The organism is Mesorhizobium sp. B3-1-9, assembly GCF_006439595.1.
Lineage (GTDB): Bacteria > Pseudomonadota > Alphaproteobacteria > Rhizobiales > Rhizobiaceae > Mesorhizobium.
This window is the reverse complement of sequence record NZ_VFTJ01000001.1, coordinates 155,676-180,952: the sequence shown is the minus strand read 5'-3', so window position 1 is coordinate 180,952 and position 25,277 is coordinate 155,676. Positions and strand designations below refer to the sequence as shown.

At 64.4% G+C, this 25,277-nt stretch carries 27 protein-coding genes; 4 read left to right on the top strand and 23 right to left on the bottom strand.

Translation table 11 applies throughout. The features are described 5' to 3' along the window. Nucleotides 1-3 precede the first annotated feature (3 nt). From FJW07_RS00830 to FJW07_RS00805, 6 genes are all read right to left on the bottom strand, one after another. On the bottom strand, nucleotides 4-1,206 hold the full coding sequence (locus tag FJW07_RS00830) for a PLP-dependent transferase (RefSeq protein ID WP_140853832.1): 1,203 nt from the start codon (nucleotides 1,204-1,206) through the stop codon (nucleotides 4-6). Next, nucleotides 1,203-1,934 (bottom strand): FadR/GntR family transcriptional regulator, encoded by a 732-nt coding sequence (locus FJW07_RS00825; protein ID WP_140853830.1) that lies wholly within the window; start codon nucleotides 1,932-1,934, stop codon nucleotides 1,203-1,205. Before FJW07_RS00825 ends, FJW07_RS00830 begins: the two co-directional genes overlap by 4 nt. A 367-nt stretch (nucleotides 1,935-2,301) precedes the next feature. Further along, on the bottom strand, nucleotides 2,302-3,078 hold the full coding sequence (locus tag FJW07_RS00820) for an SDR family oxidoreductase (protein ID WP_140853828.1): 777 nt from the start codon (nucleotides 3,076-3,078) through the stop codon (nucleotides 2,302-2,304). Nucleotides 3,079-3,181: 103 nt separating this feature from the next. Then, the gene (gene araH, locus FJW07_RS00815) at nucleotides 3,182-4,132 is read right to left on the bottom strand and encodes an L-arabinose ABC transporter permease AraH (RefSeq protein WP_140853826.1); all 951 of its coding nucleotides are present in this window, start codon (nucleotides 4,130-4,132) and stop codon (nucleotides 3,182-3,184) included. A gap of 11 nt (nucleotides 4,133-4,143) precedes the next feature. Further along, nucleotides 4,144-5,655, bottom strand: a complete 1,512-nt coding sequence (gene araG, locus FJW07_RS00810; RefSeq protein WP_140853824.1) for an L-arabinose ABC transporter ATP-binding protein AraG — start codon at nucleotides 5,653-5,655, stop codon at nucleotides 4,144-4,146. 67 nt (nucleotides 5,656-5,722) lie between these two features. After that, the gene (locus FJW07_RS00805; protein WP_140702368.1) at nucleotides 5,723-6,715 is read right to left on the bottom strand and encodes an arabinose ABC transporter substrate-binding protein; all 993 of its coding nucleotides are present in this window, start codon (nucleotides 6,713-6,715) and stop codon (nucleotides 5,723-5,725) included. Nucleotides 6,716-6,983: 268 nt separating this feature from the next. Between FJW07_RS00805 and FJW07_RS00800 the strand changes: the two genes are divergently transcribed. Continuing rightward, nucleotides 6,984-7,673, top strand: a complete 690-nt coding sequence (locus FJW07_RS00800) for a FadR/GntR family transcriptional regulator (RefSeq protein ID WP_140644844.1) — start codon at nucleotides 6,984-6,986, stop codon at nucleotides 7,671-7,673. Between the two features lie 14 nt (nucleotides 7,674-7,687). Continuing rightward, entirely contained in the window at nucleotides 7,688-8,836 is a 1,149-nt protein-coding gene (gene dgoD / locus FJW07_RS00795; protein WP_140853822.1) for a galactonate dehydratase, read from the top strand. 47 nt (nucleotides 8,837-8,883) lie between these two features. On the opposite strand, the gene FJW07_RS00790 is transcribed toward dgoD, so the two are convergent. From FJW07_RS00790 to FJW07_RS00740, 11 genes are all read right to left on the bottom strand, one after another. Beyond that, nucleotides 8,884-9,543 (bottom strand): DUF2161 family putative PD-(D/E)XK-type phosphodiesterase, encoded by a 660-nt coding sequence (locus tag FJW07_RS00790; protein WP_140853820.1) that lies wholly within the window; start codon nucleotides 9,541-9,543, stop codon nucleotides 8,884-8,886. A 67-nt stretch (nucleotides 9,544-9,610) separates the two neighbouring features. Then, entirely contained in the window at nucleotides 9,611-10,888 is a 1,278-nt protein-coding gene (locus FJW07_RS00785; protein WP_140853818.1) for an L-fuconate dehydratase, read from the bottom strand. A 64-nt stretch (nucleotides 10,889-10,952) separates the two neighbouring features. After that, entirely contained in the window at nucleotides 10,953-11,684 is a 732-nt protein-coding gene (locus FJW07_RS00780; protein WP_140702351.1) for an SDR family oxidoreductase, read from the bottom strand. Nucleotides 11,685-11,702: 18 nt separating this feature from the next. Beyond that, entirely contained in the window at nucleotides 11,703-12,149 is a 447-nt protein-coding gene (locus FJW07_RS00775) for a MaoC/PaaZ C-terminal domain-containing protein (protein WP_140853816.1), read from the bottom strand. An 8-nt stretch (nucleotides 12,150-12,157) separates the two neighbouring features. After that, nucleotides 12,158-13,231: a Gfo/Idh/MocA family oxidoreductase gene (locus tag FJW07_RS00770; RefSeq protein ID WP_140853814.1), complete on the bottom strand. Its 1,074-nt coding sequence runs from the start codon at nucleotides 13,229-13,231 to the stop codon at nucleotides 12,158-12,160. After that, nucleotides 13,224-13,553 carry an L-rhamnose mutarotase gene (locus FJW07_RS00765; RefSeq protein ID WP_140644770.1) on the bottom strand — a complete coding sequence of 110 codons (330 nt, stop codon included), beginning with the start codon at nucleotides 13,551-13,553 and terminating at the stop codon, nucleotides 13,224-13,226. Before FJW07_RS00765 ends, FJW07_RS00770 begins: the two co-directional genes overlap by 8 nt. Before the next feature lie 10 nt (nucleotides 13,554-13,563). Next, complete coding sequence (locus FJW07_RS00760) at nucleotides 13,564-14,676, bottom strand: mandelate racemase/muconate lactonizing enzyme family protein (protein WP_140853812.1); 1,113 nt, start codon at nucleotides 14,674-14,676, stop codon at nucleotides 13,564-13,566. A 1-nt stretch (nucleotide 14,677) separates the two neighbouring features. Next, the gene (gene ugpC / locus FJW07_RS00755; protein ID WP_140853810.1) at nucleotides 14,678-15,775 is read right to left on the bottom strand and encodes a sn-glycerol-3-phosphate ABC transporter ATP-binding protein UgpC; all 1,098 of its coding nucleotides are present in this window, start codon (nucleotides 15,773-15,775) and stop codon (nucleotides 14,678-14,680) included. Nucleotides 15,776-15,779: 4 nt separating this feature from the next. Beyond that, nucleotides 15,780-16,646: a carbohydrate ABC transporter permease gene (locus tag FJW07_RS00750; RefSeq protein ID WP_140644767.1), complete on the bottom strand. Its 867-nt coding sequence runs from the start codon at nucleotides 16,644-16,646 to the stop codon at nucleotides 15,780-15,782. A 2-nt stretch (nucleotides 16,647-16,648) separates the two neighbouring features. Then, nucleotides 16,649-17,545 carry a sugar ABC transporter permease gene (locus tag FJW07_RS00745; RefSeq protein WP_140782471.1) on the bottom strand — a complete coding sequence of 299 codons (897 nt, stop codon included), beginning with the start codon at nucleotides 17,543-17,545 and terminating at the stop codon, nucleotides 16,649-16,651. Between the two features lie 119 nt (nucleotides 17,546-17,664). Then, nucleotides 17,665-18,981 (bottom strand): sugar ABC transporter substrate-binding protein, encoded by a 1,317-nt coding sequence (locus tag FJW07_RS00740; protein WP_140853808.1) that lies wholly within the window; start codon nucleotides 18,979-18,981, stop codon nucleotides 17,665-17,667. A gap of 165 nt (nucleotides 18,982-19,146) precedes the next feature. Between FJW07_RS00740 and FJW07_RS00735 the strand changes: the two genes are divergently transcribed. Together FJW07_RS00735 and FJW07_RS00730 are read left to right on the top strand one after the other, a co-directional pair. Continuing rightward, complete coding sequence (locus FJW07_RS00735; protein WP_140782469.1) at nucleotides 19,147-19,935, top strand: IclR family transcriptional regulator; 789 nt, start codon at nucleotides 19,147-19,149, stop codon at nucleotides 19,933-19,935. A gap of 169 nt (nucleotides 19,936-20,104) precedes the next feature. Then, complete coding sequence (locus FJW07_RS00730; RefSeq protein WP_140853806.1) at nucleotides 20,105-20,944, top strand: amidohydrolase; 840 nt, start codon at nucleotides 20,105-20,107, stop codon at nucleotides 20,942-20,944. 23 nt (nucleotides 20,945-20,967) lie between these two features. Here the strand turns inward: FJW07_RS00730 and FJW07_RS00725 are convergent, their stop codons facing one another. From FJW07_RS00725 to FJW07_RS00700, 6 genes are all read right to left on the bottom strand, one after another. Next, a complete protein-coding gene (locus tag FJW07_RS00725) occupies nucleotides 20,968-21,402 on the bottom strand; it encodes a type II toxin-antitoxin system VapC family toxin (protein WP_140853804.1) in 435 nt (144 codons plus the stop codon). After that, a complete protein-coding gene (locus FJW07_RS00720; RefSeq protein ID WP_140644761.1) occupies nucleotides 21,402-21,644 on the bottom strand; it encodes a type II toxin-antitoxin system Phd/YefM family antitoxin in 243 nt (80 codons plus the stop codon). The genes FJW07_RS00725 and FJW07_RS00720 overlap by 1 nt, the downstream gene beginning before the upstream one ends. A 184-nt stretch (nucleotides 21,645-21,828) precedes the next feature. After that, the gene (locus FJW07_RS00715; protein WP_140853802.1) at nucleotides 21,829-22,794 is read right to left on the bottom strand and encodes an ABC transporter permease; all 966 of its coding nucleotides are present in this window, start codon (nucleotides 22,792-22,794) and stop codon (nucleotides 21,829-21,831) included. A gap of 4 nt (nucleotides 22,795-22,798) precedes the next feature. Then, nucleotides 22,799-23,740 (bottom strand): ABC transporter permease, encoded by a 942-nt coding sequence (locus FJW07_RS00710; protein ID WP_140853800.1) that lies wholly within the window; start codon nucleotides 23,738-23,740, stop codon nucleotides 22,799-22,801. Continuing rightward, the gene (locus FJW07_RS00705) at nucleotides 23,737-24,474 is read right to left on the bottom strand and encodes an ATP-binding cassette domain-containing protein (RefSeq protein WP_140644758.1); all 738 of its coding nucleotides are present in this window, start codon (nucleotides 24,472-24,474) and stop codon (nucleotides 23,737-23,739) included. Before FJW07_RS00705 ends, FJW07_RS00710 begins: the two co-directional genes overlap by 4 nt. Beyond that, nucleotides 24,467-25,204 (bottom strand): ATP-binding cassette domain-containing protein, encoded by a 738-nt coding sequence (locus FJW07_RS00700; RefSeq protein WP_140853798.1) that lies wholly within the window; start codon nucleotides 25,202-25,204, stop codon nucleotides 24,467-24,469. The genes FJW07_RS00705 and FJW07_RS00700 overlap by 8 nt, the downstream gene beginning before the upstream one ends. Nucleotides 25,205-25,277 lie beyond the last annotated feature (73 nt).

Genomic DNA, 25,277 nt, shown 5'->3' with positions numbered 1-25,277 from the left:
CCATTATTTTTTTGACTTGTCGAAGGCCTGGGCGATGTCGGCCCAGAGGTCCTCGACATTTTCCAATCCGACATTGAAGCGGATGGTTCGGGGGCTGACGCCGAAGCGCGCCATCGAATTGATGCCCGGCGTCTGCTCGAGCGAGGCCTTGGCCGGCACGACCAGGCTTTCATGGCCGCCCCAGCTGACGCCAATGCGGAAGAACTTCAGCGCATCGACGAAGGCAGGGATGTCGACATCCTCGGTGACCTCGAAGGAGAACAGCCCGGCATAGCCGGCAAGCGTCTTCTTGCCGGGGTGGTTCGAATAGGCAGGATGGTTGACTCGCTCGACCTTGCCATGCGCCTTCAGCCGCTCGGCAATCGTAAGTCCGCTCTTCATGTGATGCGGCAGGCGCAGCGGCAGCGTGCGCAGCCCGCGCAGCAAGAGCCAGCCTTCGAAGGGCGACAGCTTGCCGCCAAGCTGCGAATAGGTCTGCTCGTTGATGTGCTTGATATGGACGGCGGAGCCGGCCACCACGCCGGCGACGGTGTCGCTGTGGCCGCTCAGATATTTCGAGGCCGAATGCAGCACCAGGTCGACGCCATGCGAAATCGGCTTCTGGAAGACGGGGGTGGCCCAGGAATTGTCGATGGTGGTGACGATGCCCTGCTCCTTCGCAAGCCGCGTCAGATGCTCCAGGTCCTGCAGCTCGAACATCATCGAGGTCGGACTTTCCAGGTAGAGCAGCTTGGCGCCGGGAAGTGCCGCGGCAACCGCGTCGGGATCGGAGCCGTCGATATAATCGACCTTGATGTGCAAGCGCGGGAACAGCCGCTCGAACAGGCGGTAGGCGTCGCCATAGCAGTTGCGCACGGCAACCATGCGCTCGCCGGCGCCGACAAAGGCAAGGACCGTGGCGCTGATGGCCGCCATGCCGCTGGAAAAGCCGCGCGCGGCCTCCGCGCCTTCGAGCGCGGCGACACGTGCTTCGAATTCCATCACCGTCGGGTTGTCGCCGCGCGAATAGATCGGCTGCTTTCGCCGGCCGGCGAAGGTGTCGGCCATGTCGGCATAATTGGCGAAGGTGAACAGCGAGGTCTGGTAGATCGGCGGCACCACCGCGCCGTCGGGAAACGGATCGTCATGCGCCAGCAGCGTCGCCGCCTCGCCGAGATAATCGCCAGCCAGGGGGGCCGGGTCGAAGGTGTTGGGCTGCTCGTTCATCTGCGGTCCGAAAGTTTGAGGTTGGCGGCACCGCGCTTCAAATCGTCCTCGACGGTGGCGATGAGTTTTAGCGCCTCGGCACGAGCCCCATCGGGGTCACGCGCGGCGATGCAATTGAAGATGGTCCGGTGATAAGGAAAACTGGCATGGCCGAAGTCGCGCACGCCGAGAGGATGCTCCCAGAAGCGGTGGAACAACTCGTACATGGCGGCGATGATCTGCTCGAACAGCGGATTGCCGGAAGCGCGGAAGATCGCTTGGTGGAACTCCCAATCCTCGTCCGAGGACATGCCGGCGCGGGTCTGGAAAGCCTCTTCCATGACGTCGAGCTTGCGCTCGATCTCGGCGAGTTCAGCTTTGCCGGCACGAATGGCGCAGAGCGCGGCGGCCTCCGCTTCCAGCGCGCGCCGGATCTCAAGCGTGGACATCAGGCCGGCGAAATCATTGCCACCGGCTAATGTCAGCGGCATGTGCAGCATATCGGGCGAGACGGCGGCCTTGAGGTAGGTGCCCGAACCCTGCCGCCGCTCTACAAGGCCGAGGCCTTCCCAGCGCGTCAGCGCCTCACGCACCGTGTTGCGGCTGACCTTGAGGCGTTCAGCCAGGATGCGCTCTGTCGGCAGTCTTTCACCGGGCCCCAGAGCCTCCTGCCGAACGAAACCCGCCAACGCCTTCAGAACCGCGTCGTCGCGGGCCGTGGTCTGGATGGGAGGCAGGAAATCGGTCACGCCAGCCGAGCCTAAAATGGTTCAATGGTCCAACCAATTTCTGCACAGACGGAAAGATGAGTCAACAGTCGAAATGAGCTGGGCTGAACGGCGCGGATATGCGCCATCCAGCCCCGCCGTCTCAGGCGCGGATGCGCGCCGGCATGGGCTGATACGCAACGACCTGGAGCGGAGCTTGAAGGGTCCTATGTGACCTCAGCCTCTCGTGGACAGATTTCAGCGACCTTCGACATGGCGGATCCCTCGTCGCACTGCATGACATAGCGGAGGCGGTCGCCGGCGAGCTCGATGCGGGCCATCATCAGCCCTGATGCCGGGTCGCGGTGGTTTTGAGTTCCCGCGGCATATCAATGGTTCATGGCTTGTTTCAGGGGTGGTGAAGCACGCTCAGGCCGCCATCCGCGACGAGACAGGCGGCGTTGATGAAGGGACACTCGTCGGAGACGAGAAAGACCGCTGCCATGGCGATCTCTTCCGGCGTGGCGATCCGCCCACCCGGATGCAGCGCCAGCGTCTTGGCGCGCGCGGCCTCCGGATCGTCGAAGCTGTTCCAGTAATCGAGGGCCTTCTGCGTCTCGACATAGCCCGGCGCCAGCGCGTTCACGCGCACGCCCTGGCCGGCATATTCGAGCGCCAGCGACCTGGTCAGGCCGAGCAGCGCGTGCTTGGCGACGGGATAGGGGAAGGTATGCGGGATGATGGTGAAGGCGTGCGTGGAGGCGATGTTGAGAATCGCCCCGCCGCCGCTTGCCAGCATGCCCGGCAAGGCCGCCTTGCTGCAATTCCACGCGCCTTTGACGTTGACGTCGAAATTGCGGTTCCATTCCTCTTCGCTGGCGTCGAGCGGCGTCGAGAAGACATTCATCCCCGCATTGTTGATCAGCGCGTTGACCGGGCCGATTTCCTCGCCCGCGCGGGCGACAGCCGACGCGACCGCCGAGGCATCGGTTATATCGGCCCGGCAGTGTCCGAGACGCCCGCGCGGCGCCGACAGGCCGGAGGCGGCTTTGTCCAGGAGCTCGCCGTCGCGATCGATCATGAACAAACCCGCCCCCTCGGCCAGGCAGGCTTCGGCGATGGCGAGCCCGATGCCCTGGGCGGCGCCGGTGAGAAAGATGCGTTTGCCTGAAAGGCGTTCAGTCATCGTCGTCACTCCAGTCGAAGACGGCCATGGCGATCCCAGCCCGTGAAGGTCTGGCCGGAAACGAGTCTCTTCAGCCCTGTCGGCCCGACATCGACATGCCGGCTCAGCGCCGGCCCATTGCCGACGAGCGCAGATTGTCGAGCAGGACCGCCAGAAGCAGGATCACGCCCCTGACGATATATTGGTAGAAGGCCGGGATGTTGAGCAGGTTCATCGCGTTCTCGGCGATGCCCATGATCAGCACGCCGACGATGACGCCCGACATCGTGGCCCTGCCGCCCGCAAGCGAGACGCCGCCGAGCACGCAGGCCGAGATCACCGACAATTCGAGCCCGACCGCGGCGTTGGGCTGGCCCGAGGTGATGCGCGAGGCAAGCAGGATGCCGGCGATGCCGCAGACCACGCCCTGCAGCGTGAAGATCCAGATCCGCGTCCTGTCGACATTGACGCCGGCAAGGCGCGAGGCTTCCGGATTGCCGCCGATGGCCAGCGTGTTCTTGCCGAAGACGGTGCTGTTGAGCACGAAGCCGAAAATGGCGAAGAGCACCGCCAGCACCCAGATCGGCGTCGGTATGCCGAGCAGCTTCGACAAGGCAAGCTGGTAGAAGTCCGGGCTGTTGATGCCGACGGCGCGGCCGTCCGACGAGATCAGCGCAAAACCGCGCACGATCTGCATGGTGGCCAAGGTGGTGATCAGAGCATTGATGCGGAATTTGGCGATGACGACGCCGTTGACCCAGCCGACGACGGCGCCGCAAGCGATCGCCGCGATAAGGCCAAGCAGGATCGAACCTGTGGCGTTCGAGGCCATCACCGCGACCATGCCGGCAAAGGCGACGATGGAGCCGACCGACAGATCGAAGTCGCGCGCGGCGAGGCAGAACATCATCGTGCAGGCGACGATGCCGACGGTGACCACCGATTGCAGCAGGCCCAGCATGTTGCGGTCGGTGAGGAAGTTCGGCACCAGCAGCGACACCAGCGCGAAGGCGACGATGAAGATCACGACGAGGCCCTGCTCGCCGAGCAGTATCTTCTTCAACCGGTCGGTCATGGCGAATGTCCTCAGGATGCGATCGCGTCGGGGGTTTTCTTGTCTGGAAGGGCCGCGGCCAGGATTGCCTTTTCGGCGAACTGGTCGCGCGTGAGCTCGGCGCTGATGCGCCCGCCGCACATCACCAGGATGCGATCGCAAATGCCCATCACTTCCGGCAACTCGGAGGAGACGACGACGATCGCCATGCCGTCCTCGGCGAGCTGGTAGAGCAGCTCGTAGATCTCCGACTTGGCGCCGACATCGATGCCGCGCGTCGGCTCGTCGACGATCAAAACGCGTATGCCCTGCTCGGACAGCCAGCGGCCAAGGATGACCTTCTGCTGGTTACCGCCGGACAGGTTGACGATGTCCTGCCTGCGCGAAGGCGTGCGTACCTTGAGCTTCTTGATGAAGGTTTCAGCCGTCGCGATCTCGCTGGCGCGGCTGAGCACCCCGAAGCGCGTGTGATGGCGCCTGGACGAGATGTTGATGTTCTCCTCGATCGAGCGGCCCTGGATGATGCCGTCATGCTTGCGGTCCTCGGAGCAGAGCACAATGCCGGCGCGGATCGCGTCATGCGGACTGGCGGCGGCAATCACCTTGCCGTCGACGGCGATCGTGCCGCCCGAGCGCGGATCGGCGCCGAAGACCAGCCGCATCAGCTCCGAGCGTCCGGCGCCGATCAGGCCGAAGAAGCCGACGATCTCGCCGGCGCGAGCTTCGAAGCTTGCCGGCGTCCGCAATCTGGCGCCGCTCAGATTATCGGCCTTGAGGCGGACCTCTCCCGGATTTCGCGGCCGAAAACCCCAGATGTCGGAAATCTCGCGACCGACCATCTCGGCAACGACCTGATCGCGCGTCACATCTTTCAGCGATGCGTGATGCGCGGCGAGCTTGCCGTCGCGCAGCACCGTCAGGCTGTCGCAGAGGCGGAACACCTCGTCGAGGCGGTGCGAGACATAGATGATGACCTTGCCCTCGCCGCGCAGCCGGTCGATCAGCTTAAACAGGATCTCGCTTTCGCGCGAGGACAGCGACGAGGTCGGCTCGTCGAGCGCGATGACGCGGGCGTCGAGCATCACGGCCTTGGCGATCTCGACCATCTGGCGTTCGCCGATCGAGAGCGTCTTGACCTTGCGGCGCATGTCGATGTCGATGCCGGCCGACTTCAGCTTGGCGCCGACATCGTCGAGCATGCGGCGGCGGGCGATGACGCCTCCGCTCGCCGGAAACCGGCCGAGGCTGAGATTTTCGGCGACGGTCAGCTCGGGCGCCAGCTGCAATTCCTGATGGATGACGATGACGCCGTTGTCGAAGGCATTCCTGGTCGATGCATAGGCCTGGACCTTGCCGTCGATGGTTATCTCGCCGGCATCGGCATGCTGGTCGCCGGACAGGATCTTGATGAGGGTGGATTTGCCGGCGCCGTTCTCGCCCATCAATCCGTGCACGGCGCCCTTTTCGACGCCGAACGACACGCCGGACAGAGCCCTGACGCCCGGATAGGTCTTGCTGATGTTGGAGAATTGGAGAAAGGACACGGCCTAGATCCTTGAGCATGCCAAACGGGCGGCAGCATCAAGCCGCCGCCTGTTTGTACAGGGAAGGCTATTCGATGCCGAGGTCCTTGCGCACCTTCTGATAGTCGTCGCGCTTGGCCAGCGCGCCGGAGGTCAGCGTCAGCTTTGCCGGCTCCTTGTTGTTGGCGATCCAGTCATACATGTTCAGCGCCGTCTCGTAACCATGGCGCTTCGGCGAGATGATCACCGTGCCGACGAAGCCGGTCGCGGCCGGTTTCTTGAACTCGTTGATCGCCGATTCCGCGCCGCCGATGCCGACGCCGATCATGCCGTCGGCCGGAATGCCGACGCTTTCGGAAGCGCGCACGGCGCCCAGCACCGCCTCGTCATTGAGGCCGAAGGCAATCCACTTCTTGATGTCGGCATGGGCATTGAGCACCACGGTCGCGGCATTGAGCGCGGCTTCCGTATCGGTCTTGGCCTGCGGTGCGTCGAAGATGTTTTCCGCCTTGAAGCCGGCGGCCTTCAGCACCGAGATCGCGCCTTCGACGCGGTCGACGGCAGTCGGCAGCTGGTCATAGGAAACGCGGATCGCGCCGACCTCGTCCATCTTCCAGCCCCGCGCCTTCATCTCGTCGAGGATGGCCTGACCCACCGCCTCGCCGATCTTGGTGGCGGAGATGCCCATATGCGGCACGTCTTCGAGCGGCTTGCCGTCAGCGCCGACGAGGCGATCGTCCACCGTCATCAGCTTCAGATTGTTGGCGGCCGCCTTGGCGACGATGCCCGGGCCGAGCTTCACATCCGGCGTGCAGACGACGAAGCCTTGCGCGCCCTGGGCGCCGAGATTGTCGATCGCCGACATCAGCTTCTCGCCGTCTTCGGCACCGATCTTGACGAGGGTGAAGCCCTTTTCCTTGGCAGCCTGGTCAGCGAATTTCCATTCGTCCTGGAACCAGGGTTCCTCGGGCTGTTTGACGATGAAGCCGATCTTGGTGTCCTGCGCATAGGCAGACGCGATTGTCGTGACCGACAAGACGGCGAGAGCGCCCGCGACGAGCGCGGTTTTCAAAAGTCGCATGTTTACCTCCCAGCGAACGGCCGGGCGCCGAGCCCGGGCCTCCCGTCATTAATCAATTTCATCATACACGTCAATTGATCTGGTATGATAAATGATTTAAATAGTCCGCTCAGTAGCGCTGGCGCAAATCACCGGTATCCGCTAAGGCCGGGCCGAGCGCGCGCAAACCAGGGTTCGCTGCCTTGGAGGAGGGGCTGAGGTGAACGAGACACCGAAGAAGGCTGACGAGGCGGCGGAGGCGCGCGAGACGGCGCGTCGCCCGCGCGTCATGCCGGATGTGACAAGAGCGCTCGCCTCCGACATTTTCTCGGGCCGCTATCCGGCCGGATCGTCGCTGCCGACCGAGAACGATCTCGGCATCGAATATGGCGTCAGCCGTACCGTCATACGCGAAGCCCTCAAGGTGCTGGCGGCCAAGGGGCTGGTGCTGTCCCGGCCACGCGTCGGCACGGTCGTCTGCGACCAGGACAAATGGAACATCATCGATCCGCAGGTGCTGGCCTGGCATGCGCCGCATGCGCTGGACGACAAATTGTTCGACGCAATCCTCGAAACCCGCCGCGCCATCGAGCCGCTGGTCGCCGAACTCGCGGCAACGCGCGCGACGTTGCAGGAGATCGCCGACCTCGAAGCAGCCTGGCAAGGCATGGCCGGCGCCGGCGAAGACCTGACGCAATTCTCGCGGTCCGACATCGTCTTCCACCAGATCGTCTATGGCGCGAGCCACAACCCGATCTTCCGCCAGATCGGCAAGCTGATCGACACGGCGCTGCTGTTTTCGCTGGAAGCCACGGCGACGATCTCGCCGGTCAGGCGCAGAGAAGCGGCGGCGGCTCACGGCGAGGTGGTCGAGGCGCTGCGGATGCGCGACGCCGTCGCTGCGCGAAACGCGGCCAACAAGATACTCGATCTCGCCGCACGCGACCTCGTCAGCGCCAAGAAACTGAAAAACAACTGAGACCGGCCGACCGCATGAAGATCACCGCTCTGACCACCTATATCGTTCCGCCGCGCTGGCTGTTCCTCAAGATCGAGACCGATGCCGGCATCAGCGGTTGGGGCGAACCGGTGGTCGAAGGCAAGGCGCTGACGGTCGAAGCGGCGGTCAAGGAACTGGCCGACTATCTGATCGGCAAGGATCCGCGTCTGATCGAGGATCATTGGACGGTGATGTATCGCGGCGGCTTCTATCGCGGCGGGCCGATCCTGATGAGCGCCATCGCCGGCATCGACCAGGCGCTATGGGACATCAAGGGCAAGGCGCTCGGCGTGCCGGTGCATGAACTGCTCGGCGGCAAGCTGCGCGAGACGATCAAGGTCTATTCCTGGATCGGCGGCGACCGGCCGGCCGAAGTTGCGGCCGGCGCCAGGGATGTCGTGGCGCGCGGTTTCCAGGCGCTCAAGATGAACGGCACCGAGGAACTGCAGATCGTCGACAGCCATGACAGGATCGATGCCGCGGTCGAGCGGGTTGCCATGGTGCGCGAGGCGGTGGGCCCCGATATCGGCATCGCCGTCGATTTCCACGGCCGCGTGCACCGGCCGATGGCGCGCATCCTGGTCAAGGAACTGGAGCCCTACCGGCTGATGTTCATCGAGGAGCCGGTGCTGAGCGAAAACCGCGAGGCGCTGAAGGAGATCGCCGCGCTCGGCTCGGCGCCGATCGCGCTCGGCGAACGGCTCTACAGCCGCTGGGATTTCAAGTCGGTGTTCGAGGAAGCTGTCGTCGACATCATCCAGCCGGACCTGTCGCATGCCGGCGGCATCACCGAATGCCGCAAGATCGCGGCGATGGCTGAGGCCTATGACGTGGCGGTGGCGCCGCATTGTCCGCTTGGGCCCATCGCGCTGGCCGCCTGCCTGCAGCTCGACGCCGTGAGCTACAATTGCTTCATCCAGGAGCAGAGCCTGGGCATCCACTACAATGCCGGCAACGACCTGCTCGACTATGCCGCCAACAAGGATGTCTTCCGTTACGAGGATGGCTATGTCGCCATTCCCGACGGTCCGGGCCTGGGCGTCGAGATCGACGAGGATTATGTGAAGGAGCGCGCCAAGGAAGGGCATCGCTGGCGCAACCCGGTCTGGCGCCACAAGGACGGTTCGTTCGCCGAATGGTAAGCCGGGCGCCGAGTGGTAAGCCGGCGAATTTTTCGCCACGCGATAGTTTATAGGGCCACCGCCGCGGGTGTGATCGCTGCGAGGCCGGCTTCGGTCAGCGCGTAGATGCCGCGCTCGGCGCGGGCGAACCAGCCGTAGTAATTATGTTGCAGGATGGTCGCCGCGCGCGGCGACAGGGTCTTGAGGTCGCGCGGCCGTTTCGGGCCGTCGGCCATGGCGGCGGCGCAGGCCAGCGCCTCCTGCCGGTAGGCAGTCATGATCGGCTTCCTGCGCGTGCTGCCGCCGACGGACGGATCGCCCTTGCGGCGGTGATGTTCCTCGACCAGGCGCGAGCGCCGCCTGGGATCGCGGCGCGGCGGCAGGGCGGCGGGACTGAGCAGCAGCTCGACCTCGCCCTTCTTGCCGACGCCCAACAGACCGAAGCCGAGACGGCGGCACAGCGCGCGGAAGCGGCGGTCGTGCTCCCTGCCCTTGCCGCGCGCCGACATCAAAGCAGCCAGCCAGACCTCGTCACAGGCCGCCGCGCGGTCGACGGCTTGCAAAACAAGCTCGAGGTTGAACTGCAGCTTCAATTCGCAAATGACGACAACCGGCGGCTCGCCGGCGCGGACGCCGACCACGTCGCAGCCGCCGATCTCGCCCTTGACGGCGAAATCCATGCTCTCGAGGAACCGCTTCACCGGCTCGTAGAGGGATGTTTCCTGCATGCGACAGGCATAGCCGATTCGCGGCGGTCCGGTCGCGTGCCGCGGCACGGTTTGCAGCGCCGATGCTTCAGGCGCGATGCAGGTAATCCTCGATCGACCGAGCCTTCATCTCGATCGAGAAGCCGGGCGCAGCCGGCGGCATATAGGCGGCATCACGGATCACGCAGGGTTCGAGGAAATGCTCGTGCAGATGGTCGACATATTCGATGACGCGTCCGTCCTTGCTGCCTGACACGGCGACATAGTCGATCATCGACAGATGCTGGACATATTCGCATAAGCCCACGCCGCCGGCGTGCGGCCAGACCGGCAGGCCGAATTTGGCGGCGATCAGCAGCACCGCCAGAACCTCGTTCAGCCCGCCCATGCGGCAGGAATCGATCTGCACGATGTCGATCGCGCCGCCGGCGATGAACTGCTTGAACATGATGCGGTTCTGGCACATCTCGCCGGTCGCGACCTTGATCGGCGCGATAGCCTTGCGGATCTTCGCGTGACCGGCGACGTCGTCTGGGCTGGTCGGCTCCTCGATGAAGAAGGGCTTGGCGAAGGCCAGGTCCTTCAGCCAGTCGATCGCCTGGTCGACCTCCCAGACCTGGTTGGCGTCGATCATCAGATAGCGGTCCGGGCCGATGACCTCGCGGGCGATCCTGAGACGGCGGATGTCGTCGGCGCGGTCGCGGCCGACCTTCAGCTTGATGTGATTGAACCCATCGTCGACCGCTTCCTGGCAAAGACGCCTGAGCTTGCCGTCGGAATAGCCGAGCCAGCCGGCCGAGGTGGTGTAGCAGGCATATCCCTCGCGCTCGAGCGCGGCGATGCGCCCGGCCTTGCCGGCCTCGGCCTTCTTCAGGATCTCCAGCGCCTCTGCCGGTGTGATCGCGTCGGTGAGATAGCGGAAATCGACGATGCGCACGATCTCTTCCGGGCTCATCTCGGCGACAAGGCGCCAGACCGGCTTGCCGGCTTCCTTGGCCCAGAGATCCCACACCGCGTTCACCACAGCGCCGACGGCGAGATGCATGGCGCCCTTGTCTGGGCCGATCCAGCGCAGCTGGCTGTCGCCGGTCACATGGTGCCAAAAACGGCCGGGGTCCTCTTTCACCCAGTCAAGATCGAGCCCAACGACGCGATGGCGCAGCGCTTCGATCGCTGCGCAGCAGATCTCATTGCCGCGGCCGATGGTGAAGGTGAGTCCATGGCCCTTCAGCGATGGGACATCGGTGTCGAGGATGACATAGGCTGCCGAGTAATCCGGATCCGGATTCATCGCATCGGAGCCGTCGAGGCTTTGCGATGTCGGAAAGCGAAGGTCGAAGGTTCTGAGGTCCGTGATCTTGGTCATGCCTGCCTCTTAACTGGGCTGCCTCGTAGCTGGATTGCCGCCGCCGCTGGCTGCCGGAACGGCCTCAGATCGACCAGCCGCCGTCGATGTTATAAGCCTGCCCGCTCGTGTAGGTCGCACCGGCCAGGTAGACCGCAAGGTCGGCGATCTCGTCGGGCGTGCCAATCCTGCCCATCGGCTGGCGGGCGATGAAGGCGGCGCGGGCCGCCTCATAGTCGCCCTGCGCCTGCATGCGGCCCTGAAGCGAGGGGCTCTCGACGGTACCCGGGCAAATGGCGTTGCAGCGTATGCCCTTGGCGACATAATCGGCGGCAATCGATTTTGTCAGACCGATGACCGCGGCCTTGGTCACACCATAAGCAAAACGGTTCGGCACGCCCTTCGGGGCGCCCGCCACCGACGCCATGTTGATGATCGAGCCATCGCCGCGTCCCAGCATGCCGGGCAGCACGGCGCGGATGGTGCGGATCATGGCGCGCACGTTGAGATTGAAGGCGAAGTCGAGATCCTCGTCCTTCATCTCGAGGATCGAGCCGGCATGGACGAAGCCGGCGCAGTTGAACAGCACGTCGACGCGGCCGATTTCGGCAAAGGCGGTTTTCACCGCATCGTCGTTCAGCACATCGAGTTTTCGCGCCGCAATGCCAGGCGTCTTGCTAAGTTCGGCCAGGGCCGCCTCGTTGATGTCGGTGGCGTGGACGATGGCGCCGGCCTTTGCGAAAGCCAGAACGCTTGCCCGTCCAATGCCCTGCGCGGCCGCCGTGACGACCACGACCTTGCCTGTGATATCAGCCATGTTCTTTTGTCTCCGTCTTCAGCCGGGCCGTCGCTCGACGATGTAGATGTGATCCGCCGCCAGCACGACCTCGTCGCGCTGGTTCAAAACCTCGACACGCTCGATGACACGTCCGGCGTTTGGCCGTTTCGGGTCGTCCTCCTTGGCGGCGATGGTGGTGCGCGTGCGGATCGTGTCGCCGATGAAAACCGGCTTGATGAAGCGCAGCCGGTCGTAGCCGTAGGAGAAGGCGGCGGGATTGATGACGCTCGCCGTCAGGCCGACGCCGACCGAGAAGACCAGCGTGCCATGGGCAATGCGTTGGCCGAAGGGCGTCGTCTTCATGAACTCGGCATCCATGTGGTGCGGGAAGAAATCGCCGGTGTGGCCGGCATGGACGACGAAATCGGTCTCGGTGATCGTGCGGCCGCTGGTGAAGCGCGACGAGCCGATCTCATAGTCCTCGAAATAAGTGGTCTGTTCCATGTACGGCCTTACGGCTTTGCGGCCAGCGGCGTTGCCGGCGCGGCACTGGATTTGTAGGCGGCCTCAACCAATGCCATGGTGTGCCAGGCATCCTCGACGGAGCTGACAAGCTCGGCGTCCTCGCCGGAAGCAAAACGCTGGACATTGGCCATGCGGCCGACAAAGGCGTCGGGGAACCATTCGCCGGCGAGCGGCACGCTGACCCAATCCGACCCGCCCTTGGGATGGATTTCCAGAATATCGGGCTCGCCGCGCGGATAGTCGAGATTGAGGCCGAGCTTGACGTAAGCCGCGCCTTCGGTGCCGCAGATGCGGAACTCGCAGGCCTGGTAGCGGCGGCCGAATTTGTGGTCGTGGTTGATCGACAGCCCGCAGCGCACCGTGTCGCCATAGTCGAGGATGGCGCTGGTGCGGGTCTGCGCGACCTTGTGGTTGGGATGGCCGAGCGTCTTGGCGTGCACGCCCAGCGGATTGCCGAGAAGCTGGCGAATCAGATCGAGATAATGGATCGAATGCATGGCGATCTCGACGCGCGGCGCCTTGAGCAGGAATTCCCACAACTGCCAGGGCGTGTCGAGCGCCAGAAGCGCGTCGAAATCGACGACCTCACCCAGCCAGCCCTTGGCGATGGCGTCCTTCAGCGCCAGCATCATCGGCGCGAAGCGAAGCTGGAAATTGACCGCGGCCTTCAGGTGCTTGGCACGGCAGATTTCGAGGATCTCGGTCGCCTCGCCGAGATAATTGCCCATCGGCTTCTGGATCAGCGCCACCGCGCCATCCGGCAGGGCCTTCAGCACCTCGGCGTGCCGGCCCGGCGGCGTGGCGAGGTCGAAGATCGCGTCCTTCACCGCCGCTGCTTCCTCGACCGAGCGGAACGCCGTCACGCCCCATGTCTCGGCGAGCTTCCGCGCCTTGGCCTGGTCCGGATCGTAGAGGCCGGAAATCGGGAAGCCGCCCTTGCGGTAGGCGGGAAAATGCGCGTCGCCGACGATCGAGCCGGCGCCGAAGGTGACGATCGGACGCGGCTTCGACGGTTTCGGCCAGGACTGGGCCAGCGATGCCGGATCGAAGGCATCAGTCATGATGGAAGACCTCGTCCATCGACGCCCACCACTCGCCTTCCTTGCGGGTCGGCAACGGCTCCTGGCAAGGCATGCAGACCGCCCACCATTCCTGCGTCTTCGGGTCGGCCGCCATCTTGGCCATGTCGGCGGCGTAGTCGGTGCCGTGATATTCGAAATAGGAGAAAAGCAAGTTCTCCGGCCGCTTCAGATAGATCGAATAGTTCTTGATGTTGCAGGCCGAGATCATGGCGAGAACGTCAGGCCAGACAGCAGCGTGAAGGCGGACATATTCCTCGACCTTTTCGGGCTTCAAGCCCAGCACCATTCCCATGCGCTGCATACCCGCCTCCCTATTTCACGATCGCCGTGGTGAATTCGGCGATGCTTCTTGCCTTGACCGCGTCCCAGTCCCAGTCGATGCCGATGCCGGGTTGGCTGGGCGCCAGCGCATGGCCATCCTCGATGCGCATCTTGGCGCCCGTCAACTCGTCGAGCTGCGGAATATACTCGACATATTTGCCATTCTGGATGGCGCAGACCAGACTGACATGCAACTCCATCAGGAAATGTGGGCAGACCGGCATATCGAAAGCCTCGGCCGCATGGGCCACTTTCAGCCAAGGGGTGATGCCGCCGATGCGGCCGACATCGACCTGGACGATGTTGCAGCCGCCCTTCTGCATGTACTCGCGAAAGTGCCTGATGGAATAGAGCGATTCGCCGACGGCGATCGGCGTCGGCGTCGAATTCGACAGCCGCACATGGCCGTCTATGTCGTCGGCCGGCAGCGGCTCCTCGATCCAGGCGAGGTCGAGCTCGCGCAGCCGCTCGGCGCGGCGGATCGCTTCGTCGACGGAAAAGCCCTGGTTGCAGTCGGTCATGATCTCGTAGCCGTCGCCGACCGCCTTGCGCACGGCCGAGAGCCGCGCGACGTCCTCGGAGCCGTGCGGCTTGCCGATCTTGACCTTCGAGCCGGTGAAGCCTCTTGCCTTCGCGGCAAGCGCGTCGTCGACAAGTGCGGCCGTCTCGATATGCAACCAGCCTCCCTCGGTGGTGTAGAGCGGGCAGCGGTCCTTGGCGCCGCCGGCGAGCTTCCAGAGCGGCAGGTTCTGTTTTCTCGCCCGCAGATCCCAAAGCGCCGTGTCGATCGCAGCCAGCGCTATCGCGGTGATGGCGCCGATGGTGGTGGCGTGGGTGGCGAATTCGAGATCGTGCCAGATCGCCTCGATCTGGTCGGCGTCGCGGCCGATCAGGCGCGGCGCCAGATGGTCGGCCAGAAGCCGCATCACCGAGGAGCCGCCGGTGCCGATCGTATAACTGTAGCCGGTGCCCGACGCGCCGTCGGCATCCGTAATGGTGACGATCGGCGTCTCCTGGCTGACGAAGCTCTGGATCGCGTCCGTGCGCTTCACCTTCGGCACGAGGTCGACCATGCGCAGTTCGATTTTCTCGATTTTCGCCATGTCAGTTCCTCAGCGACTTGCCGGTTTCAGCGGAGAACAGATGCGCGCGGCTCAGATCGAAGCTCATGCCGATCCGGTCGCCCGCTTTCAACGGTTTCGGATTGAGCATGCGCGACACCCAGTCGGCGCCGTTGAACTCGGCGAAGACCAGCGTTTCGTTGCCGAGCGGTTCGGTGATGCTGACCGGCAGCTCGACGCGGTGGACTTCTGTTTCGCCGCCGGAGCTCAGACCGTGACCGGTCGGATAGAAGTCGTCTGGACGAATACCGAACACGACCCTGTCGCCGGCCGCCGTCTTCGACTTGAACTGGCCCGGCAGCGGCAGGCTGTCGCCGCCGCTGAAAACAAGCTTGCCATCGCTCACCGTCGCCTCGTGCAGGTTCATCGGCGGCGAGCCGATGAAGCCAGCGACGAAGTGGGTCGCGGGTCGGCTGAACACCTCGTCCGGCGTGCCGACCTGCTCGATATGGCCGGAGCGCATGATGACGATGCGGTCGGCGAGCGTCATAGCCTCGACCTGGTCGTGGGTGACGTAGATGACCGTCGACTTGACCTTGGCGTGCAGCTTCTTGATCTCGGTGCGCATCTGCGTGCGCAGCTTGGCGTCGAGATTGGAGAGCGGCTCGTCGAACAGGAAGACATCGGGATCGCGCACGATGGCACGGCCCATGGCGACGCGCTGGCGCTGGCCGCCGGAGAGCTGCGAGGGGCGGCGCTCGAGCAGTTCGTCGAGGCCGAGGATGGCGGAGGCTTCGGCGACGCGCCGGTCCATGTCGTCCTTGGCCGCACCCGCGATCTTCAAGGAGAAGCCGAGGTTCTCGCGCACCGTCATATGCGGGTAGAGCGCGTAGGACTGGAACACCATGGAGATGTTGCGCGAGCGCGGCGGCAGGTCGTTGACCACGCGGCCGCCGATGTCGATCGCGCCGCCACTGATGTCCTCGAGGCCGGCGATCATGCGCAGCGTCGTCGATTTGCCACAGCCGGATGGGCCGACCAGCGCGATGAATTCGCGGTCGGCGATGTCGAGATCGATGCCGTGCACGATCTCCATGTTGCCGTAGCGCTTGGTGAGCTTTTTCAGCGAAACCGTTGCCATGAAGTCAACCTTTTACCGCGCCGGAGGTGAGGCCGCCGACGAGGTGTTTCTGGACGATGTAAGTGAGGGTCAGCGCCGGGATGATCATCACCACGGCCAGCGCGCACATGCCGCGCCAGTCGATGGTGAACTCGGCCGTGTAGTCGAGGAGCCCGACGGGCAGCGTCTTGGAATTGACGGAACGGGTAAGCTGCGAAGCCAAAGCGAACTCGTTCCAGCAGGTGAGGAAGGCGAAGATCGCGGCCGAGGCGATGCCTGGACGCGCCAGCGGGAACTCTACCTGCCAGAACGCCTGCCAGCGCGTGCAGCCGTCGATCTGCGCGGCTTCGGCGAGGTCTTTCGGCACCTGGCGGAAGAAGCCGTCGATCAGCCAGATCGTGAAGGGCACGTTGAGCGCGACATAAGCCAGGATCATGCCGATATGGGTGTCGATGATGCCCAGCCGCACATAGAGGAAGAACAGGGGAAGCGAGAGCGCGATGCCGGGCACGGTGCGCGTCAGCATCAGGCCGAGGAACATGCCCGACTTGCCGCGGAACCGGTAGCGCGCGAAGGCGTAGCCGCCGGCCATGCCGATGGCCACCGCGATCACCGTCGAGGTGACCGAGATGATCAGCGAGTTGCGGAAATAGTCCAGCACCGGGATGCCGCCCTTGCCGATGCCGCTGAACATCGCGACGTAGGCATCGAAGGAGAGTTCTTGCGGGATCCAGACCGGCGGCTTGGCCATGATCTCGACCGTGGGCCTGAGCGACGACAGCACGATCCAGATGCCCGGCAGGCAGATGAGCAGCATGGCGAGGAACAGGCCGACACGGTGCGCGACGGTCAGCGCGCGGCGCGTGAGGCGGGCAGAGGCGTTCTCGTCCATCGTCACCACTCCGCGCCGATCTGCGCGCGCGCCGCGGCGAGCTTGTTGTAGAAATAGACGGTGAAGGCGATCGACAGCAGGATCGAGAAATAGGCCATGGCGTTGGCGAGACCCATGCGGGCGTCGCTGTAGGCGGTGCGCCCGACCAGCGTCCACAACAGCTCGGTGCGGCCGGCCGGGCCGCCGTCGGTCATGATCTTGACGATGTCATAGGCGCGCGCGACGTCGAGCGAGCGGATGGTCATGGCGATATAGGCGAAGGGCATGACGAACGGCCAGGTGACATAGCGGAAGGTCTGCCAGGGCGTGCAACCGTCGACGCGCGCCGCCTCGATCGGTTCCTTGGGCATGGCGAGCAGGCCGGCCAGGATCAGGATGGCGAAGATCGAGGTCGACGACCAGATCTCGGCGATCGAGATGGCGATGAAGGCGAGATGGCCTTCGATCAGCCACGGGATGGCGTCCTGCGTGATGCCTAGCGACTGCAGCGCGTTGTTCACCAGGCCGATATTGTCGTTGAACATGAATTTGAACTGGAAGCCGACCAGGATCGGCGAGAACATCATGGGGAACATCATCAGCGTGCGCAGGATGCGCTGGCCGCGCGTCGCCTTCTCCACCAGCATGGCCAAGCCGAGGCCGAGCAGCATTTCGAGGTTCAGCGCGATGGTGAGCAGGAGCACGGTGCGGCCGAAAGCCCACCAGAAATCCGCATTGGACAGGATCGACAGATAGTTGCGAAGGCCGACGAAGACGAAGAACGTCTCGGGCCGCGTCAGGCGGAACGGCGTGAAGCTGGAATAGAGCGACAGGATCAACGGCAGCACCACGACCGCCGCCAGCACGACGATGGCCGGGAGCAGCAACAGGAACGGCGCGGATGGCTTGAAGCCCTTCATCGGGACCCTGTGAAAGAAACGACTGAGCCGGCCCCGGCCGAAGCCTGGGGGAGATTTGAGCAGCCGCAAAGACTGCAGCCTCCCCGGTTTGCCGGGGAGGCGATTTACGAGCGCGATGCCTAGAGCTTGCCGGCGTCCTGGAGGATCTGCGTCGCCTTGGCGGCCGCCTCGTCCAGGGCCTGCTTGGACGTCTTGTCGCCGAGGATCGCCGCCTGCAACTCGGGGTAGACGGCGTTCGATATCTCGATCCATTCCGGCGTCTGCGGCACGGCGAAGGCGTGCTTGGCTTCCTCCTGGAAGGCGGAGAGAACCTCCTTCTTGTAAGGATCGTTTTCAGCCTGCTTCAAGTCCCAGTCCCAAACCGCGGTGCGGGTCGGCAGCGGGCCGGCGGCGGCTTCCAGCTTCTGGCTGTCCTCGTTGGTCAGCCACCAGACCAGGGAGGCGGCGGCTTCCTTGTTGGCGCAGTTCTCGGTCACCGAGAAGCCGTGGAACCCGGACCAGCCGGTGCGCTTGCCGGAAGACCCCTTGGGCGCGACTTTCACGCCGACATTGCCCGCGACCTTCGAGGACTTCGGATCGTTGAAGAAACCGGCCCAGCCCGGCCAGTCGAGGTTGATCGCCACGGTGCCCGAGGCAAAGCCCTGGCCGAGATCGTCCCAGAGATAGTTGGTCGTGCCGGCCGGCACGGCCTTGGCCTTGTAAAGGTTGACGAACCAGTCGAGCGCGCGGATGCCGGCCTCGGAGTTGAAGACGGGCTTGCCGTCCTTGTCGAGATATTCGCCGCCCTCGGCGACCACCATCTCGTAGAAGCGGCCGTTGATCGCCTCTTCCTTGCCGGCGAACTGCGTGCCGTAGAAATTGGGCGGGTTGGCGAAGAACTCGGCCTGGTCGGTGACTTCCTTCCAGGTGTCGGGCGGCGCAAGGTCATAGCCGTATTTGGCCTTGAACTTGGTCTTGTTGTCGGCATTCTCGTAGAGGCTCTTCTGGTAGTAGAGCGCCGAGACGTCGAACTGCGCGCGCGGCAGCATTTCCAGCTTGCCGTCGATGGTCGCGGCCTTGATCGTCGACGGCACGAAAGCGTCGATCTCTTCCTTCGGCAAGAGCTTGCTGAGGTCGGTGTAAAGGCCCGTATACTGCGGCGCGAAGGACGAATGGTTCCAGCCGACGCACCAGTTGGTGCTGCCCGAGGCGATGTCGGACTTCAATTCCTTGTCGATGTCGAAGCCGTTCTTCTTGGTCAGGATGTTGACCTTGGCGCCGGTCGCCTTCTCCCATTCGGGGATGCGCTCGTAGAGCTTTTCATATTGTTGGCCGCCGATCAGCTTCACGTCGATCGTCACGCCCGGAAATTTGCCGGGCAGATCGGCCGAAAACGCCGTGCCGCTCAGCAGCAGGCCAGCCAGGCCGGCAGAAATGCCTAGAACCAGTCTCGTCATGTTCTCCTCCCATGGGCTCGCAGCGACGGCCCGCCGAGTGCGTGACCGATCGCTTAAGCTTCATTCATATGCAAATAGCATTTTCATTCCCGGGTCAAGATGATTATGCTTCCAGCGGAATGAAGTCCATGCATATATGCAGATCGAAATTCACTGGAGGGGCAGGTGGCAGAGGAAGAAGATGGGGACCGCTACCGCGCGCCGGCGCTCGACAAGGGCCTGGACATCCTCGAGCTCTTGTCGAGCGTGGATGGCGGGCTGACCCAGGCGGAGATCGCCAAGCGGCTCGACCGCAGCCCGAACGAGTTCTACCGGATGCTCGACCGGCTGGTGCGGCGCGGCTATGTCACCAAGATCGACGGCGACCGATATTCGCTGACGCTCAAGCTGTTCGGGCTGGCGCAGTTGCACGCCCCTGTGCGCAGGCTGGTGTCCTATGCGACGCCGATCATGCGGGAACTGGCCGAAACCTCATGGCAGGCCAACCAGTTGGTGGTGTTCGACCGCGGCGCGGCCGTGGTCATCGCGCAGCAGGAAGCGCCGCGCTATTGGGGCATTTCGATCCGCGTCGGCTCGCATATCAGCCTGTTCGACACCGGTTCCGGCCATGTGCTGCTCGCCTTCCGCTCACCCGAAGAGCGCAAGATGATGATCGCCGAGCATCTGCAGAGCACCGAACAGTTCAACCTGACGCCGGAGTTCTTCGCCCGCCTCGATCAGGTGCGCGACCGCGGCTACGAAATGATGGCCTCGCTGCAGACCGCCGGCGTCTATAATCTTTCGACGCCGGTGCTGGGCCCCGACGGCAGAGCCATCGCGGCACTGACCATCCCCTACATCACCCTGGTCAACGCGCCGACGGCGCCGGATATCACGCTGACGATTCGGCATCTGCAGGGCGCCGCCGCCAGGCTCTCGCAGCTCGCCGGATCCGATGTGCCGCAGTCGCAGTAATTTCTTATTTGAATAATGGATTTTTCGGCGGGATAGTGTCTTAGAGTGGGATGAACTCAAAAGCAGCCGGTCATCCCGCTCTAACGCCTTGTTTTTTTGGAGCATGATCTTATCCGAAAAGTCTGCAACTTTTCGGGATCATTCTCCGGGCCACGGAGGATATATCGCCATGATCATCGACACGCATCTGCATCTCATCGACCAGAGCGCGCTCCGCTATCCGTGGCTGGTCGGCGCGCCGGCGCTCAACCGCGATTTTTCCTATGAGGAATATGCCGCCGACGCGTGGCGCTCAGGCATCGAAGGCGTCCTGCATATGGAGGTCGATGTCAATCCTGCCGACATCGCCGCCGAGACCGCTTATGTGAAATCGGTCGCCAGCCGGGCCGGGAGCCTGCTTCGTGGAGCGATCGCCGCCTGCCGGCCGGAGGAGGCCGGTTTCGAGGCCTATCTGGAAACGGTCAGGGCCGATCCGTTCGTCAAGGGTTTCCGCCGCGTGCTGCATGTCGTGCCCGACGACCTGTCGGAAGGAGCGCTGTTTCGCCAGAACATCAAGCGGCTGGCCGGCACCGGCCTGACCTTCGACCTTGTGGTGCTGCCGCATCAGATCCCGAAGGCATTAGCGCTTGCCGACCTCGCGCCCGACGTCCAGTTCGTCCTCGACCATTGCGGCGTGCCCGACATCAAGGGCAATGCCGAGCATCCGTGGCGCGAGCATATGGAAGCAATCGCCAAGCGGCCGAACGTCACGGCCAAGATCTCCGGCGTCGTCGCCTATGCCGACCCGGCGACGTGGACGGTCGAGACGCTCCGGCCCTATGTCGAGCACACGATCCATTGCTTCGGCTGGGATCGGGTGATCTGGGGCAGCGACTGGCCGGTCTGCACGCTGGGCGGCGGGCTGACGACCTGGGTTGCCGCCACCCATGCACTGCTTGCCGGCACGAGCGAGGCGGAGCGAGCCCGCCTGCTTTCGGGCAATGCGCGCCAGTTGTGGCGGCTTGGATAGGCAAAAAAGAGCTCGCCTGCAAACTAATCGCTGTCAGCGAGCATTTGCGCCGGCACACCGAGTTCTGGCCCGGCGTCGGCGAGCCGCTGATCAAGCGTATATATCGTGGCGCCATGCTCCGATGCGATGGCGAGATGCAGCGCGTCCCCTGCTCGAAGTCCAAGATCGTGCCGATCGGCAAACCTCGCTGCCGCCCGGAACTGCCCGCCCGTCACGCCCAGGATGGTAAAGCTCCCCGCGACAAGCCTATTAAACACGGCAAGCGCGGCGGCGCGCTGTTCCAGGCTGATTTGTCCTGTGCGTAGCTTGATCGCCATGGCGGACGACATCTCGGTGACGGTCCAGTCGCTAATGAGAAGCTGCGCCGGCTCCTGTTCCGTCAGCCAAGCCTGCACACGCGGCGTCATCGTTTCGTTCGAGAGAGCCGCCACGATAAGCGACGTGTCGAGATAGAGCATCAGTAGCGATCACCATCCCGCATCGACCGGACGAGATCGGCAGCGCCCTGGGACTGGGCCGACATCGCTGCCGTCAGCGAGCGAAGCAGCGCGATATCGATCGGTTTGCGCGGCCCGACTACGGCAGTGAGTCGTGCGACCGGCTTGCCGCGACGAGTGATGTCGATCGAATCGCCCGCCTCGACCCGGTCGATCAGTTCGCTGAGATGGGCCTTGGCATCGGCGAGATTGATTGCATTCATGTCACACTCCTGACCATGTAGGTAGTCATATAGCGCATCGGGCTGGACAATTCCAGAACGATGCTTCTCTGCGATCAAACTGACGGCTGGACCAGCCTCTGTAACCCCAAAGTGTCGTACGCTAAGTCGCCCAAGTGCGACATTTTACGAGGGCGACCAGGAATCAAACAGCTTGCCGCTCGATCTAAACCGTCGTGCGAACGTGGCGCTCGCGGCCGTAGAGCGAGACCAGAAGCAGGATGACCAGGCCGAGCGCGGCCTGCACCGTCGACGGCCGGAAGCCGAGACCGATCAGCAGCGTGTTGATTTCGGTCAACACCAGGACGCCGGCGATGGTGCCGAGATAGCTGCCGCGGCCGCCGACAAGCGCCGCGCCGCCGACCACGACGGCGGCGATCGTCTGGAAGAGATAGGGCTGGCCGACATCGCCATAGGCCGAGCCGGTGAAGCCGAGCAGCAACACGCCGGCGACAGCCGCGAAGAAGGCGCTGGCCGCATAGGTGACGACCCACATGCGCAACGGATCGATCAGCGCCAGGGGCGCTGCCTCCGGGTTGCTGCCGACCGCGTAGAGCCGGCGGCCATAGGGCGTGCGGGCAAGCACCAGCACGATCAGCGCCGTCAGTACCACGAGGCAGGGCACCAGCAAGGGCACGGGCAAGGGACCGACCGAGCCGCCGATCGAGACGAAGCTGGACACGGCCTGCGGCGCCGAGCCGGATGGAAAACCGCCGGTCCACAACAGCACAGCGCCCTGGACGATCATGCCGATGCCGAGCGTGACGATCAGCGGATGGATGTTGAGCCCGCGCGAGATCAGCCCGTTCAGCGCGCCGATGGCGACGGCAAGGACACCGACGACAACGCAGACCAGGGCGAAGTTCCAGCCCTGGCCGTAAAGCTGCGCCGCCACGACGTTGGCGAAGCCGATGACGAAGGGGATGGACAGATCGATGCCGCCGAGGACGACGACCAGCGTCTGGCCGATCGAAGCCACCGCCAGCAGCGAGGCGATGACCAGCAGCGCGCGGATGGCGAAGGGCGCCGAATAGCCGGGGATGAGCAGCGTGCCGACGATCTGCAACAGCAGCGCCATCAGGAAGGCGCCGGCGATACGGGCGTTGGTGGACTGGAACCAGTTGCTTGTCATCCGGTCAACCTTTCCGCCTCGACAGCCGTTCCTGCACCGCCGTCAGCACCACGGCGATAACGAGGATCAGGCCATAGGCGATCTGCAGCACATAGGTTGAAACGTTGAAGGTTGTGAGCAGGCTCTGCAGCAGGAAGATGTCGATGGCGCCGGTCGCGGCGCCGCCAAGCCCGCCGCGCCCGCCGGCGAGGCTGACGCCGCCGAGCGCCACGGCGGCAATCGCAATCAGTGTGTAGGTCGGGCCGATATTGGGGTCGGCCGAGCCGATCAGCGAGGTGAGCATCAGCCCAGCCGCGGCGGCGAAGATCCCGGTCAAGACATAGGCGATGAGCCGCACCTTGGTCACCGGCACTCCGGCAGTATAGGCGGCGCGGTCGTCGCTACCGACGGCCATCAGCAGGTCGTAATAGGGCGTTCGGCGCACCAGGAGCCAGCACAGGCCGATCAGCGCCAGCGGTAGGATCGAGAGCGTCCCGGCCATGGCCTTCAGCCAGTCCGGCGCGGGGCCGATCGGCGCCGGCAGGATGGTGAGCGTGACGCCGGTGAGGATGAGATAGGTGCCAAGCGTCGCCACGATCGGTTGAATGCGCAGGATCGTGGCGAGCACACCGTTCGCGGCGCCGACCGCCGCGCCAACCAGCAGAGCTGCGGGAACAATGATCCACGGTGACGAGATGCCGAGGTTGAGGAACAGCACCTGGATAACCAAAGCATTGACGAAGCCCATGAGCGGACCGACCGAGATATCGATGCCGCCGCGTCCCGCCAGGATGACCGGGGCGGAGGCGACGGCCGCGCCGATCAGCGGTGCGGCCAGCCCCAGCAGCGTGCCCCAGGACGAAGGCTGAAAGCGCGCCGGATTGAGCGTGAGATTGAGCACGAGCAGGACGACGAGCATCACCACGGCAAAGCCGACGCCACGGAGCTTGCGAAGGACCGGGCTCATGCGGCGCGCCCGAACATGGCGGCGATCACGGTGTCGGTGGTCATCTCCGCGCCCGCGAACTCGGCCGACACGCGCTGCTCGCGGAACACCAGCACGCGGTGGCAGAGAAGCAATATCTCCTCGATCTCGCTGGACAGGATCACCAGGGCCATGCCCTCGGCGGCGAGGCCACGGAAGACGTCATAAAGCACATGACGGGTCGCCACGTCGACGCCACGCGTCGGATCGTTGAGCAGAAGGAAGTTCGGCTCCAGCGCAAGTGCCCGGGCGAGCAGCACCTTCTGCTGGTTGCCGCCGGACAGCGTCGTTATGGCCGCATCCGGACGCGGCGCGACGATGCTGAGTTTCTGCCTGTAGGTCTCATAGCGACGACGGCGTGCCGCGAAGCTCAAGAAGCCGAAGCGGCGGTCGTTCGACACGGTGGAGATGGCGAAATTGTCGAGCACCGACTGCGTCGGGAAAATGCCGGTCGAGCGGCGGTCGCGCGGCAGATAGGCGATGCCGCCGGCGACGGCCTTGCGGAAGCTGGTGATCGACCCCGCCTTGCCGTCGACTGCGATCTCGCCGGCGACTGGCCGCTCGAGCCCGGCCAGTGCGCGCAGGAAGCGTTCCTGGCCATGGCCGTCGAGGCCGGCAAGACCGACAATCTCGCCCGCCGCGATCGTCAGACCGATCGGATCGACACCGGGAGCGATGACGAGCTCCCGCACACGGAGGGCCTTTGCATCAGCCATGCGCCAGCTCCGCGGCCGTCTGCGGCGCCATCGCCGCCAGGAGCTCGACCGGCGTCGAAACACCGCGCTCCTCAGTCTTCACCACCCGGCCGGCGCGCAGGATGGATATGCGGTCGGACAAAGCCATCACCTCGTCCATGCGGTGCGTGATGAACAGGATCAGCGTGCCCGCCCCGGCCATCGCGCGCATCAGCGCGAAGACCGACTCGCGGTCGGCGAAGTCGAGCGCCGCCGTCACCTCGTCGAGGATCAGGACACGCGGGTTGCGGATGACGGCGCGGGCAAGCACGACAAGCTGTCGCGCGGCAAGCGGCAGCTCGCCGCATGGCCGGTCGAGATCGATCGGCGTCACCGCGAAGCGGCCGAGCGCGGCCTGAGCCCGGGCGCGGCGGTCGCCAAGCGGCACGCCTCGTCGCCACAGGCCGTCGAGGCCGAGCAGGATGTTGTCGGTCACCGAACGATCGGGCGCGACCAGCACCTCCTGGAAGACGGTAGCAAAGCCAGCGGCCTGGAAGGCGGCGGGCTGCGTGCCGGAAAACGCCTTGCCGCCCAGCAGGATCGCACCCCTATCCGGCTGCACGATGCCGGACAACAGTTTCACCAGCGTGCTCTTGCCCGAGCCATTCTCGCCGAGGATCGTATGGATCGTGCCGGGACGGAAGGCGATCGACGCCTCGGCCAGCGCGACGGTTTCGCCATAGCGTTTGGAGACGCCTTGGACTTCGAGCATGTGTCTTTCCAAGATAGAGAAGCCAGCCCTTAGAGCGTTTCACCGTTTCACGGAAACGGCAAACCGCTCTATC